The 13663-nt window shown below is 48.5% G+C and carries 16 protein-coding genes; 5 read left to right on the top strand and 11 right to left on the bottom strand.

The genetic code is table 11. From position 1 onward, the window contains the following. Positions 1 to 1076, bottom strand: a 1076-nt coding sequence (locus ACTHUT_RS07850) for a metallopeptidase TldD-related protein (protein ID WP_440418722.1), incomplete at its 3' end; no start/stop codon positions are given. A gap of 124 nt (positions 1077 to 1200) precedes the next feature. Here ACTHUT_RS07850 and yjgA point away from each other — a divergent pair. From yjgA to ACTHUT_RS07870, 4 genes are all read left to right on the top strand, one after another. Then, a complete protein-coding gene (gene yjgA, locus ACTHUT_RS07855; RefSeq protein WP_004519422.1) occupies positions 1201 to 1734 on the top strand; it encodes a ribosome biogenesis factor YjgA in 534 nt (177 codons plus the stop codon). A gap of 71 nt (positions 1735 to 1805) precedes the next feature. Beyond that, positions 1806 to 2516: a hypothetical protein gene (locus ACTHUT_RS07860; RefSeq protein WP_440385632.1), complete on the top strand. Its 711-nt coding sequence runs from the start codon at positions 1806 to 1808 to the stop codon at positions 2514 to 2516. A 100-nt stretch (positions 2517 to 2616) separates the two neighbouring features. Continuing rightward, positions 2617 to 4317 (top strand): single-stranded-DNA-specific exonuclease RecJ, encoded by a 1701-nt coding sequence (gene recJ, locus ACTHUT_RS07865; protein ID WP_440385633.1) that lies wholly within the window; start codon positions 2617 to 2619, stop codon positions 4315 to 4317. Between the two features lie 17 nt (positions 4318 to 4334). Beyond that, positions 4335 to 5270 (top strand): DMT family transporter, encoded by a 936-nt coding sequence (locus ACTHUT_RS07870; RefSeq protein ID WP_440385634.1) that lies wholly within the window; start codon positions 4335 to 4337, stop codon positions 5268 to 5270. A 69-nt stretch (positions 5271 to 5339) separates the two neighbouring features. On the opposite strand, the gene ACTHUT_RS07875 is transcribed toward ACTHUT_RS07870, so the two are convergent. From ACTHUT_RS07875 to ACTHUT_RS07915, 9 genes are all read right to left on the bottom strand, one after another. After that, on the bottom strand, positions 5340 to 6323 hold the full coding sequence (locus ACTHUT_RS07875; protein ID WP_440385635.1) for a hypothetical protein: 984 nt from the start codon (positions 6321 to 6323) through the stop codon (positions 5340 to 5342). Positions 6324 to 6341: 18 nt separating this feature from the next. Further along, complete coding sequence (locus ACTHUT_RS07880; protein WP_440385636.1) at positions 6342 to 6773, bottom strand: hypothetical protein; 432 nt, start codon at positions 6771 to 6773, stop codon at positions 6342 to 6344. A gap of 19 nt (positions 6774 to 6792) precedes the next feature. Continuing rightward, positions 6793 to 7224 (bottom strand): lysozyme inhibitor LprI family protein, encoded by a 432-nt coding sequence (locus ACTHUT_RS07885; protein ID WP_440385637.1) that lies wholly within the window; start codon positions 7222 to 7224, stop codon positions 6793 to 6795. Between the two features lie 26 nt (positions 7225 to 7250). Continuing rightward, positions 7251 to 7712 (bottom strand): hypothetical protein, encoded by a 462-nt coding sequence (locus tag ACTHUT_RS07890; RefSeq protein ID WP_440385638.1) that lies wholly within the window; start codon positions 7710 to 7712, stop codon positions 7251 to 7253. A gap of 17 nt (positions 7713 to 7729) precedes the next feature. Beyond that, positions 7730 to 8161, bottom strand: a complete 432-nt coding sequence (locus tag ACTHUT_RS07895) for a hypothetical protein (RefSeq protein ID WP_440385639.1) — start codon at positions 8159 to 8161, stop codon at positions 7730 to 7732. Positions 8162 to 8310: 149 nt separating this feature from the next. Next, positions 8311 to 8610 carry a hypothetical protein gene (locus ACTHUT_RS07900; RefSeq protein ID WP_440385640.1) on the bottom strand — a complete coding sequence of 100 codons (300 nt, stop codon included), beginning with the start codon at positions 8608 to 8610 and terminating at the stop codon, positions 8311 to 8313. A 17-nt stretch (positions 8611 to 8627) separates the two neighbouring features. Continuing rightward, the gene (locus ACTHUT_RS07905; protein ID WP_440385641.1) at positions 8628 to 9059 is read right to left on the bottom strand and encodes a hypothetical protein; all 432 of its coding nucleotides are present in this window, start codon (positions 9057 to 9059) and stop codon (positions 8628 to 8630) included. Positions 9060 to 9076: 17 nt separating this feature from the next. Further along, positions 9077 to 9508 carry a hypothetical protein gene (locus ACTHUT_RS07910; protein WP_440385642.1) on the bottom strand — a complete coding sequence of 144 codons (432 nt, stop codon included), beginning with the start codon at positions 9506 to 9508 and terminating at the stop codon, positions 9077 to 9079. Between the two features lie 102 nt (positions 9509 to 9610). Next, positions 9611 to 11092, bottom strand: a complete 1482-nt coding sequence (locus ACTHUT_RS07915; protein ID WP_070823367.1) for an aldehyde dehydrogenase family protein — start codon at positions 11090 to 11092, stop codon at positions 9611 to 9613. A gap of 340 nt (positions 11093 to 11432) precedes the next feature. On the opposite strand from ACTHUT_RS07915, the gene adhP reads away from it, so the two are divergent. Beyond that, on the top strand, positions 11433 to 12476 hold the full coding sequence (adhP, locus tag ACTHUT_RS07920; RefSeq protein WP_250614989.1) for an alcohol dehydrogenase AdhP: 1044 nt from the start codon (positions 11433 to 11435) through the stop codon (positions 12474 to 12476). A 71-nt stretch (positions 12477 to 12547) separates the two neighbouring features. On the opposite strand, the gene ACTHUT_RS07925 is transcribed toward adhP, so the two are convergent. After that, a complete protein-coding gene (locus tag ACTHUT_RS07925) occupies positions 12548 to 13471 on the bottom strand; it encodes an RluA family pseudouridine synthase (RefSeq protein WP_440385643.1) in 924 nt (307 codons plus the stop codon). Positions 13472 to 13663 lie beyond the last annotated feature (192 nt).

The raw sequence follows: 13663 nt of genomic DNA on the forward strand, positions 1-13663 counted from the left end.
TCTTTCAACAGGTCGGCCTGCGTGGCGTGGGTGTGGTTCAGATACAGATTGTGCGCGCCGCCGGCGTTGCCCGTTGTCTGCATGCCGAGTTTTTTCGCGCTGTAACTGCTGAGGAAATAGCCTTCGACGACGCCGTCTTTCACCACAAAACGCGGCTGCGTGGCCACGCCCTCGGCATCGAAATAAGTGCTGCGGAACGAGCGCAGGATATGCGGTTCTTCACGAAGGCTGAGAAACTCGGGAAGCACCTGTTTGCCGATGCTGTCAATCAGGAAGCTGCTTTGGCGGTAGAGCGCGCCGCCGCTGAGTGCGCCGATAAGGTGGCCGATTAAGCCGACGGCGACAGTGGTGTCGAACAGTACGGGATAGCTGCCGGTCGGAACGCTGCGGCTGTTCAGACGGCGTAAAGTCCGTTCGGCTGCGGTTTGGCCGATGAGTTCGGGCGCGTCCATGTCTTCGTGACGGCAGGAAGAATCGTACCAATAGTCGCGCTGCATGCCGTGTTCGTCGCTGGCGACTACGCTGCAAGAAATGCTGTGGTGCGTGCTTTGCTGATGTGCGGCAAAGCCGTGGGTGTTGCCGTAAACGTATTGGTAATGGCCGGTATGAACCGATGCGCCTTCGGAATTTTCAATGCGTTTGTCCGTTGACAGCGCGGCCTGTTCGCATTGCTTGGCCAAATCAATGGCGGATTCGGTACTCAAATCCCATTCGTGGTAGCGGTCGAGGTCACCGATATGGGTTGCCATCAAGGCAGCATCGGCAAGGCCGGCGCAATCGTCTTCGGCGGTATAGCGCGCAATATCGATGGCGGCCTTGACCGTATCTTGCAGGGCGCGTTCGGAGAAGTCGGCAGTGCTGGCGCGGCCTTTGCGTTGGCCGACATAGACCGTAATGTCTAAAGATTTGTCTTGTTGGAACTCGATTTGTTCGATTTCGCCCAGGCGCACGCTGACACTTTGGCCGAGCGACTCGCTGAAATCGGCTTCGGCCGAGGTGGCGCCGGATTGTTTGGCCAAATCCAGCGTGTGTCCGCACAAGCGCAACAGCTCGTCCGGTGTGTGGTTAAACAGCATAAAAAGGTTTCCTGACAGGGTTTTGCGGCATTTTAACCGTTTCAGACGGCCACTGCAAAAATCGCACGGAAAGGCCGTCTGAAAACTGATAAAATAGGCAGATTCAGAAAATCAGGTAAACACAATGTTTGAACAAGAAGATGAATGGGTCAGCAAAACCCAAATGAAAAAGCAAATGAACGATTTGCAGGCTTTGGGTATGGAACTGACCAAGCTCTCCAGCGATACGCTGAAAAAAATCGGCTTGGACGAAGAGCTGTTCGAGGCCATTGCCACCTATAAAAAAATCACGTCCAACAGCGCGCTCAAACGCCAAGCCCAATTTATCGGCCGCCTGATGCGCGATACCGACCCCGCACCCATCGAAGCCTATTTGGCCAAACTGCGCGGTGACAATGCAGCACACAATGCCTTTTTGCAACGCGTCGAGCAGGCGCGTACCCGACTGTTGGCAGACGATGGTGCGATTACCCAATTTATGGCCGATTTTCCGCAGGCCGACGCCGGTAAATTGCGCACCTTAATCCGCAACACCAAAAAAGAGCAGGAACAAAACAAACCGCCGAAAAACTTCCGCGCGCTGTTCCAAGAAATTAAAGCAGTGATGGAGGCCGGTCAATCCGATGCTTCAGAAGAAGGGCAGGATTGGGAGGAATAAACCTTAAGGCCGTCTGAAAACGGATTGCGGTTTTCAGACGGCCTGTATCGTAATACCGAAGGAGGATGACCATGAAATTTCGCTACTTTGTACCTGCTTTGTTAATCAGTGCACTAACCCTGAATGGTTGTACTGCCTTTCTTTGGGGAGGCAACAACCCGTTCCATAAAACCACAACCGAAAAAACCGTTGCCAAAGACAAGATTCACGCATTTGGCGTGGTTGCCAAAGACAATACGCAATTGGAAACAGGCAGCTTGGTCATGATGGGCAAAAAATATTGGTTTGTCGTTAATCCTAAAGATTCGGCCAAGTTGAAGGCGGTCTTGGATGTTAAATTGGACAAACAGTTTCAAATGGTTCAGCAAAACCCAAGATATGCGTATGAGGCTTTGCCGGTCGAATTGAAATCCCCTGAAGCGCAAACGTTCCGTTCAAAATTCTGCCTGCGTTACGATACTCAAAAAGCTGCCGAGATTGCCAAGTTGAAACAGTTGGCGTTCAAGCCGGTCGAACTCGATGACGAAACTGTCTACACACGGTGTATTTCTACCGAAGGTCATTATTATGCGACGCCGAAAAATGTTGCCGAAGACCGCCGTTTTGACACTGCCGTCCCGGTCAGAATTTATTATACGGAAACCAAAAAAAGCACAGACGTTCAGAAGTTGACGGAGAATATCCTGCAAACACCATTTACATTGGCTTTGGACGCAGTCGGCGCAGTGATAGCAGTCCCCTATGTCGTAGTCAGTGAAATTATCGATGCTTCACGCAAATAATATCCAAGGCCGTCTGAAAACGGATTGCAGGTTTCAGACGGCCTCCTCCTTAAAATAAACGCTTAAAAATATTAATTTTTTCTCTTTAAACCCACACACCATGTCTGTCAAAATCCAAACACGTTCCATTAATCCGACTGTTTTCAACGACTTGCTCACTGCCGGTACCGATCCTTTGATTGCGCGGCTGTGTGCTGCGCGTGATGTGCAAAGTCCGGCCGAGTTGGATGACAAGCTTGCTGCGCTTTTGCCGTATCAAACGCTGACAAACTGCGAAGCCGCCGCCCGCCGTCTGGCGGATGCCATCGAGCGCAAGGAAAAAATCCTGATTGTCGCCGACTACGATGCCGACGGCGCGACCGCGTGTTCCGTCGGTATGAGCGGCTTGGCGGCGATGGGCGCGGCGGTGGATTTCCTCGTACCCAACCGCTTCGAACATGGCTACGGTTTAACGCCCGAGCTTGCCGAAATCGCGGCAGAGCAAGGCGTGGATTTATTGGTAACGGTGGATAACGGTATCGCCAGCATTGCAGGCGTGGCGCGTGCGCAGGAGTTGGGTTTGGATGTGATTGTAACCGACCACCACCTGCCTGCCGAGACCGTACCCGACTGCATCATTGTCAATCCGAACCAAAAAGGCTGCGGTTTCCAAAGCAAAAGCTTGGCGGGCGTGGGCGTGATTTTCTATGTATTAATGGCTTTGCGTGCCGAACTGCGCCGCCGCAATTATTTTTCAGACGGCATGAAAGAGCCGAATCTGGGTGAACTTTTGGATTTGGTCGCACTCGGCACCGTCGCCGACGTTGTCCCCCTCGACCACAACAACCGCATCCTCGTATCGCAAGGTTTGAAACGGATGCGTTCGGGCAAGATGCGCCCCGGTATCCGCGCTTTGTTTGAAGTGGCGCGGCGCGATTGGCGCAAGGCGCAGCCGTTTGATATGGGCTTTGCGTTGGGGCCGCGCATTAACGCCGCCGGACGGCTGGACGATATGTCGGTCGGCATTGCCTGCCTGTTGGCGCGAGATGATGCCGAAGCACAGGAACTGGCGGCCCAGTTAAATAACCTCAATATCGAACGCCGCGAAATCGAGCAGTCTATGCTGCAAGACGCGCTGAATGATTTTCCTGAAACCTTGCCTCCAGGGCAGACGACTTTGGTGGCGTATCGCGACGACTTCCATCAAGGCGTGGTTGGCATTGTTGCCAGCCGTCTCAAAGACCGTTTTTATCGTCCGACCATCGTGTTTGCGCCTGCGGACAACGGCGAAGTGCGCGGTTCGGGGCGTTCCATTCCCAACCTGCACCTGCGCGACGCTTTGGATTTGGTGTCCAAACGCCATCCCGATTTGATTTTGAAATTCGGCGGACACGCGATGGCGGCGGGTTTGAGCATACTTGAACACAATATTCCCGCATTTCAGACGGCCTTTGAAGAAGCCGTGCGCGAGATGGTGTGCGAAGACGATTTGTCGCAAACCTATATTACCGACGGCAGCCTGCCCGCCCGCGATATTACGCTGGAACAGGCGCAGAACCTTGCCCGGCATGTTTGGGGGCAGGGCTTCGCGCCGCCGAGTTTTACCGACGAATTTCACGTCATCCGCCAGCAGCCTTTGGGCGCGGAGGGCAAACACAAAAAAGTCTGGCTGCAAAAAGACGGCTACGAATTTGAAGCCATGTTCTGGCGTTGCAGCGAAGACATTCCTGAATACATCCGCACGGTGTACCGCCCCGTTGCCAACGAATGGCGGAACAATCTCGAATTGCAGCTTTATATCGACTACTGGGAAGCCGCGTAAATAAAGGCCGTCTGAGGATGAAGAAACAAAAACCTTGGCTCGGCTTTTCATTGGCGCTGCTTGCCACCATGACTTGGGGCTCGTTGCCGGTCATCGCTCAACAAGCCTTAAAAGCCGTCGATGCGCCCACGCTGGTGTGGATACGCTTTTTAGTGGCTTCGCTGGTGTTGTTTGCGTTGTTGGGGCTGACCGGCAAGCTGCCGAGGCCGTCTGAATTTTCCAAGCAAACCTTGTTTTTATTGGTGTTGGGCATTATCGGCATTTCCGCCAACTTCGTGCTTGTTGCCATGGGTTTGCACTATATTTCGCCGACAACTACGCAGGTGTTGTGGCAGCTTTCGCCCTTTACCATGATTTTGGTCGGCGTTGGCGTGTTTAAAGAAGCCTTTACTCATTGGCAAAAAATCGGCTTGATGCTTTTGCTGACGGGTTTGGTCATGTTTTTCAACGATAAATTCGGCGAACTTTTTAGCTTGGGCAGCTACGCGGTCGGGGTAATCATGGCGGCTTCGGGCAGCATGATTTGGGTGTGCTACGGCGTGGCGCAAAAACTTCTGTCCAAACATTTCAATTCGCAACAAATCCTGCTCATGATTTATTTTTGCAGCAGCTTTGTTTTCCTGCCGTTTGCCGAACCGTCGCAAATCGCCCATATCGGCAATCCGTTCTTATGGGGCTGCTTTATCTATTGCTGCTTAAACACGCTGATCGGCTACGGTTCATTCGGCGAAGCGCTCAATCATTGGGACGCTTCAAAAGTCAGTATTGTTACCACGCTGATACCCGTATTTACCATGATATTTTCCACCATCGGTCATTACCTTGCCCCTGATTATTTTGCCGCTTCGGATATGAATATCGTCAGCTATGTGGGTGCCATGGTGGTTGTGGCCGGGGCATTGCTGGCTGTGGCCGGAGAGAAAGTGATGGGGCTTTTTTTGAGAAAGATATAAAGCATTTATTGCGAAACAGAATAAACAAGGCCGTCTGAACCAGGTTTCAGACGGCCTCATGTGAAACGATCAGCCGAAAGACCGCCCACCAAATTCCCTTTCCGCAGGATTCTGCTGCACAGAAATTTCCCTCGCTGCCGTTTGTTGCTGTTCCTGTTCCATTCTTTCCTGCACTTTGGCATTGAAAGCATCAACAACTTCGCGGTTTTCCGCCAAAACTTGTTCGGCGAAAGAGCTGTCCTTATCGTTGAGCAAGCCTTGAACCAAGGCATGGAATTTATCTGCTTGGGATAGCGATTTTTCGCGGGTCGGAGCGGTAACATCCTCGATGTGTTTGTCTCTGCGACGGGCATCGGCGGGATGTTTGACACCGTAAGCCGTATTCATACGGAAGTTTTTTAAATCTTCCATATCCAGTTTGCCTTCGACTTTGACCTGTCGTCCTCCCGGCAGCCTTACTCCGTTATCTTCTTTACTCTGGCTGAGGAACTCCACCAAAGCTTCGTTTACTTTTTTGCCATATTGGTTGCCTATATCGGCAATAAAGACTTGTGCCTGCATATTGGATTGCAGGAATTGCTTGTTTTCAAGATTTGTGATTTTAGAAATAACTTTATGGACTTCACCAACTTTTTTATTAAGAACTTTAACATAATCCCGATTGATTAATGAGATACCGGTTTCGGAAGCCAAAGCCTGATTCAATTTCGGTTTCAGATTTTGATACACCTGTTTGTCTTCGGCAGACATTTTATTGAATGGCTTGTATAGATGGATTTGCATCTGCTTTATTTCATTATCGGAAATAAAACGGTTGCCTTTTGAGTCTGTTGCCTCTCGCGCAATCCGTTCCAACAAATTCCTCCCTTCATTATTGCCGCCTATGTCGTACTGGATGGGGCCGAAACTCGGACCGCTGGAAGCCTTCTCCGCATTCGATATTTTGTACGCGCCGCGCCCGCCCGACAATTCGTTTACCATCATGGCTTGATGGATATAGTATTTCAAACCGTCTTCCGGTTTCAGATGGTCTCCGCCTGTAAAACGACTCATATCAGTCTCCTAAAAAAATTAAAAACGTTCCAATGCTTTTAAGTGATATTGTGTTTGTTGAACGTCACACAGATAGAGGATTTTATCTGAAGGAGTTTTCAAATCGGTTGTGATTGTCGGGTCGGAACAAAGTTCCTCCTTATAAGCCTTCCATTTTGAGCGGATGCTTGCAAAATACTGTTTTGTCAAGCCATGAAGTTTTTGGTCTTTGGCAGTGGCACGTCGAAATAAATCTTCGTACTTCTTATCTAATGCAATTTCAAAATCTAATAGGGTAAGCCTCAAACAATCTTCATCCATTTGGTCAACAGGTTCGGGACAAAGATTCTTTTCCTGTTTTGGTTTAACGGCATTTGCAGCTTTTCCAGACGACCCTGTCGCACCGACACAGGCGGCGGATGTCATTATTACCAGCAACGGCAGAATGTAACGGATTTTGTGTTTCGACATATCAGTCTCTTAAAAAAAATCAAAAACGCTCCAATGCCTTCAAATGATGTTGTGTTTGTTCGATATAACACATATAAAAAACTCTATCCGCCGGTGATTTTAAATCAGTCGTTACCGTCGGATCATCACAGAGTTCGTCCCGATAAGCCTCCCATTTTGAGCGGACGCTTGTGAAATACTGTTTGGATAAACCGTGCAGTTTTTTGTCTTTGGTGGCAGCCCGCCTAAATAAATCTTTATATTTTGTGTTCAATTTGCCTTCGAACTCCCTTGATGTAAGCCTCAAACAATCATCGTCCATTTCTTTTACAGGTTCGGGACAAAGATTATTTTCCTTCTGCGGTTTAAGCGCATTTGTAGCTTTTTCAGACGACCCTGTCGCACCGACACAGGCGGCGGATGCCATCACGGCCAGCAGCGGCAGAATGTAACGGATTTTGTGTTTCGACATATCAGTCTCCTAACTATCTATCAGTTTTATAAAGAATTTTCAAAGCGTTCCAACGCTTTCAAATGGTTTAAATTCTGTTCGAACCTGCAAATACGTATGTAGCGTCCTGCAAGAGGACGAACTTTCGTCGCAACGGATGGGTCTGAACACAGCATTTCCGTATAACTTTCCCAATTCTTACGGATAGTCAAAAAATATTCTTTGGATACTCCATTCAATTTGGGGTCTTTTGAATCGATACGGTGCAGCAGATTTTCGTATTTCTTATTCAATTGCTTTTCCAACCTCATACTGAAAATATCCACACATTCATAGCCTTGTCCGTCTATGTCTTTCATCATGCTCTGAGGGCAAATGTCCTTATTGTCCTGTTTTTGCATTGTTATCTTTGGAACAGCCTTTTCAGACGGCCCCGCCGCACCGACACAGGCGGCGGATGTCATTATTGCCAGCAACGGCAGAATGTAACGGATTTTGTGTTTTGACATATCAGTTTCCTAAAAAATTAAAAACGTTCCAATGCCTTCAAATGAAGCTGCGTCTGTTCGATAGCGCAAAGAGTGTGAATCCGATCCGCCGGTGTTTTCAAATCGGTCGTTACCGTCGGGTCGTAACATAGTTCGTCCTGATAAGCCTCCCATTTTGAGCGGATGCTTGTAAAATACTGTTTTGTCATGCCATGAAGTTTTTGGTCTTTGGTAGCGGCACGTCGAAATAAATCTTTGTACTTCATGTCCAGTTTGTTTTCAAGTTTCAGCAGAGTAATTTCTAAACAATCTTCATCCATTTGGTCAACAGGTTCGGGACAAAGATTCTTTTCCTGTTTCGGTTTAACGGCATTTGCAGCTTTATCAGACGACCCTGCCGCACTGACACAGGTAGCGGATGTCATTATTGCCAGCAACGGCAGAATGTAACGGATTTTGTGTTTCGACATATCAGTTTCCTAAAAAATTAAAAACGTTCCAATGCCTTCAAATGAAGCTGCGTCTGTTCGATGGCGCAAAGAGTGTGAATCCGATCCGCCGGTGTTTTCAAATCGGTCGTTACCGTCGGGTCGTAACATAGTTCGTCCTGATAAGCCTCCTATTTTGAGCGGATGCTTGCAAAATACTGTTTTGTCATGCCATGGAGTTTTCGGTCTTTGGCAGTGGCACGTCGAAATAAATCTTCGTACTTCTTATCTAATGCAATTTCAAAATCTAACAGGGTAAGCCTCAAACAATCTTCATCCATTTGGTCAACAGGTTCGGGACAAAGATTCTTTTCCTGTTTCGGTTTAACGGCATTTGCAGCTTTTTCAGACGACCCTGCCGCACCGACACAGGCGGCGGATGTCATCACGGCTAGCAGTGGCAGAATGTAACGGATTTTGTGTTTCGACATATCAGTTTCCTAAAAAATTAAAAACGTTCCAATGCTTTTAAATGGTGTTGTGTTTGTTGAACGTCACACAGATAGAGGATTTTGTCTGAAGGAGTTTTCAAGTCGGTTGTGATTGTCGGGTCGGAACAAAGTTCCTCCTTATAAGCCTTCCATTTTGAACGGACGTTTATAAAATATTGTTTGGACAGCCCATGTAGCTTTGAATCTTTGGTAGCGGCACGTCGAAATAAATCTTTGTACTTCATGTCCAGTTTGTTTTCAAGTTTCAGCAGAGTAATTTCTAAACAATCTTCATCCATTTGGTCAACAGGTTCGGGACAAAGATTCTTTTCCTGTTTCGGTTTAACGGCATTTGCAGCTTTTCCAGACGGCCCTGCCGCACCGACACAGACGGCGGATGTCATTATTGCCAGCAACGGCAGAATATAACGGATTTTGTGTTTCGGCATATCAGTTTCCTAAAAAATTAAAAACGTTCCAATGCTTTTAAATGAAGTTTCGTCTGTTCAATGGCGCAAAGAGAATAAATCCTGTCAGCAGGTGTTTTCAAATCGGTCGTTACCGTCGGGTCGTCACAAAGTTCTTCTTTGTAAGCCTCCCATTTCGAGCGGACGCTTGCAAAATACTGTTTGGACAATCCGTGCAGTTTTTGGTCTTTGGCTGCTGTCCGTCGGAACAGTTCTTCATACTTCTTATTCAACTTATCCTCGAATTTCCCTAAAGTAATACTCAAGCAATCATCGCTCATCAGATTGACAGGCTCTGGACAAATAGCTCTGTTCTGTTGCTTTGCATCTTTTTCGTTAGTTTTTTCAGACGGCCTCAACGCACCGACACAGGCAGCGGATACCATCACGGCTAGCAGTGGCAGAATGTAACGGATTTTGTGTTTCGACATAATTTATCTCCTAAAAAAGTTATTGTGTAATTGATAGGGCCGTCTGAAACAGGTTTCAGACGGCCTTTTATGTTCTAAATCAGATTAATGTGAATTGCCGAATCAATAGAAGCCTTCGCGTTCTTCACGGGTGCTGATGTAGATGTTTTTCACTTGGGTGTAGGCGGCGAGCATCATTTTGTGGGTTTCGCGGCCGATACCTGAAGTTTTGTAGCCGCCAAACGGCGCGCCGGCAGGCAGGCGGTTGTAGCAGTTCACCCAAACGCGACCGGTTTCCAATGCGTTGGAAACGCGCAGGCAGCGGTTGATGTCGGTACTCCACACTGCGCCGCCTAAGCCGTATTCGCTGTCGTTGGCCATTTTGATGACTTCTTCTTCAGTTTTGAATTTAATCACGGTGGCAACCGGGCCGAAGATTTCTTCTTGGGCAACGCGGGCTTCGTTGCTGCTGGCCTCAATCAAAGTAGGCTCGACAAATTCGCCTTTGCCCAAGTCGCCTTCGATTTTTTTACCGCCGGTAATGATGCGGCAGCCTTCTTGTTCGCCGATTTTGACGTATTTCAAAATGGTCTCGAGTTGACCGGCATTGACTTGCGAACCCATTTGGGTGTCGTCTTCCCAAGGCAGGCCGACTTTGATTTTTTTGAATTCTTCAGCCAAAGCATTGACGAATTTGTCGTAAATGCCTTCTTGTACAAAAATGCGCGAACCGGCGCAGCACACTTGGCCTTGGTTGAACAAAATACCTTTTTGCGCGCCTTCGAGGGCTTTGTCGAAAGGCATATCGTCGAAGAAGATGTTGGCGGATTTGCCACCCAATTCCAAAGTGGACGGAATCAGTAATTCGGCGGCGGCGATGCCGACGCGGCGGCCGACTTCGGTTGAGCCGGTAAAGGCCAGTTTGTTGAAGCCTTTGTGGTGCAGCATGTATTCGCCGGATTTGGAACCGCGGCCGGTAATCACGTTCAACACGCCTTTAGGCAGCAAGTGGTTGATTTTTTGAGCGAAGGACAACAAGCTCAATGAGGTGCTGGAAGAAGGGTGGATGACGATGGTACAACCTGCGGCCAATGCCGGCGCGATTTTCCATGCGGCCATCAAGAATGGGAAGTTCCAAGGAATGATTTGGCCGACAACGCCGATCGGTTCGCGCAAAACGATGGACAGGTCTTCGGCATCAAGCTGGGTTGCCGTGCCTTCTTCGCCGCGGATAACGCTGGCGAAATAGCGGAAATGGTCGGAAGCCAAAGGTACGTCGGCGGCGCGGGTTTCGCGGATGGGTTTGCCGTTGTCCAAGGTTTCTTGCAGGGCAAACAATTCGGCGTTTTCGTCAATTACATCGGCGATTTTGTTCAAAATGGCCGCGCGTTCGGCAGTCGTGGTTTTACGCCATGTTTTGAACGCTTCTTGCGCAGCGGCCACGGCAGCATCGACATCGGCGTCGGTTGCGTCTGTGAACTTGGCCAACTCATCGCCATTGGCAGGGTTGTAAGAGGATAAAAGTTTGCCTTCGCTACCTTTCGTCCATTCGCCGTTGATTAAAAGGCCGTATTCTTTATCAAACACATTTAAATCTTTTGCCATAATGCTGTCTCCTTAATGAATGGGAAGGCGTGTTTCTGCGCCATAAAAACAGCTTATGCTTTTTTCTTTTTAGGTTCAAGTACTAAAAATGAGAATGTTCTCAAAATTTACGTTTGCAATGTTGTTTCATGTAGCAGGCCGTCTGAAAAATAAAGGATTTGATTGAAATGAAAGTGCATTTGTTAATATATTTAAAGATTCAGAAGGCCTGAATAGGATTTGTTATGGTATAACATCATAACTCATTGTTTTGAAAAAGATTATGGGTTGACGGCTTCGAACATGGGGAGTATTCTCATTTATAGCTAAACAGTTTTTTCGACACTCTAGGAGACACTCCATGAAAATGCATGCTGTGGTAGTAAACAAAGATGTAGCAGGTGATGTAGAAGTTGTTGAACGCGAACTGCGTCCGCTGGAATACGGCGAGGCGTTGGTGGAAGTTGAGTATTGCGGTGTGTGCCACACCGACTTGCACGTTGCGGCAGGCGATTACGGCGACAAACCGGGTCGCGTGTTGGGACACGAAGGCATCGGTTTAGTTAAAGAAGTTGCCGACGGTGTGAAAAATCTGAAAGTCGGCGACCGTGTCAGCATTGCATGGCTGTTCCAAAGCTGCGGTTCTTGCGAATACTGCAATACCGGCCGCGAAACCTTGTGCCGCTCTGTATTGAACGCAGGCTATACTGCCGACGGCGGCATGGCGACCCACTGTATCGTGAGTGCCGATTACGCGGTCAAAGTTCCTGAAGGTTTGGATCCTGCGCAAGCTTCCAGCATTACTTGTGCCGGTGTGACCACTTATAAAGCCATTAAAGTTTCCGGCGTCCGTCCGGGCCAATGGATTGCGATTTACGGCGCAGGCGGTTTGGGTAACTTGGCGGTTCAATACGCGAAAAAAGTATTTGGCGCGCACGTTGTTGCCGTTGACGTCAACGATGACAAACTGGCTTTTGCCAAAGAAACCGGTGCGGATTTGGTAATCAATGCCGCCAAAGAAGATGCGGCTCAAGTCATCCAAGAGAAAACCGGCGGCGCACACGCAGCTGTTGTCACAGCCGTATCCGCTGCTGCCTTCAATTCAGGCGTTAACTGCGTCCGCGCAGGCGGTCGTGTTGTTGCAGTCGGCTTGCCACCTGAGTCTATGGACTTGTCTATCCCACGTTTGGTATTGGACGGCATCGAAGTGGTCGGCTCCCTGGTCGGTACCCGCAAAGATTTGGAAGAAGCATTCCAATTCGGCGCAGAAGGTTTGGTTGTACCTAAAGTCGAATTGCGTGCTTTGGATGAAGCGCCTGCCATCTTCCAAGAAATGCGCGAAGGTAAAATTACCGGCCGTATGGTGATTGATATGAACAAAGAGTGCAGCTGCATTCATCACTAATCAAATGATTCCGTGACAAAAAGGCCGTCTGAAACTTTTCAGACGGCCTTTTTTTTATTGGATTGGATAACTTAAAGCGCAAAACCGCTTTCAAATACGCGGATTTCTCCGCTGACAGGATCGGTGAACTCAATTCTTTTGGCCAGAAGTTTTAAAGGTTTGTCGTAGTCTTCCTCGCCGGCCGCCAATGGGGTAGGGTAAAGCGCATCGTTCATCAGCGGCATGTTCAAACTCATCATATGCACGCGCAGCTGGTGTTTCTTCCCGGTATGCGGCGTGAGGCGGTAGAGGCTGAATGCGCCGCGGTTTTCGATAAGCTCGATGGTCGTGTGGGCGTTGGGTTCGCCTTCCGTTTCGCGCGTGAGGAAGAATTTTTCACCGCGTTCCATTCGTGACGAAATATCCAGCGGATAGTCCAAATCCGTCCGCGTCGGCGCCACCGCTTCATAAGTTTTTCGGACGGTTTTTTCTTGGAACATGGTCTGATAATCGCGACGCGTGGCAGGGTTGAGCGAAAGCAGCATAACGCCTGCCGTATCTTTGTCCAAACGATGAATCGGCGTAATGTCTTCAACATTCAAATGCTGCAATTCCGACCGCAAACGCAGGCGCGTGAGCAGCGTTTCCCGCAAAAACCTGCCGCTGGGGATGACGGGCAGAAAATGCGGTTTGTCCACTACAAGCAAATGCTCATCAATATGCAAAATCTTTTCTTCAAACGGAATACGCGGCTCACTCTCACGGCTGGTTTCACGGTAATAAAACATCGTCTTACCGGGTTCGAACAAGGTATTCTCATCAAACGGTACGCCATCTGCGCCCACCACAAAACCGCTATTCAGCCGCCGCCGCCAGTTTTCTTCACCGACAAAGGGAAAATGAGCGCATAGAAAATGCAGCAGCGGCAAGCCGTAAAATTGCTTTTCATGCGGTAAAACCAAATAACTGGGTTTGACACCGTCTAAAAGGGGTAGGGGATTGGTACGTTTTTTCATGCGGCGGATTGTACTCGGTTTTTAGGATTTTTTCAGATGGCCTTGTTTTTATGGAAAATAAGTTCCTAATAATAGATATGTATTGATGCAGGTTTTGTGTTTAAATAGATTCTTCAAACGAGCAGAGAAACTGGTTTTGTTTGAGCTTGCTTTTATGGCATGAATTGAAGAAATGATAAAGAAGCAATATCT

It is taken from the genome of Neisseria sp. P0022.S010 (assembly GCF_051956635.1).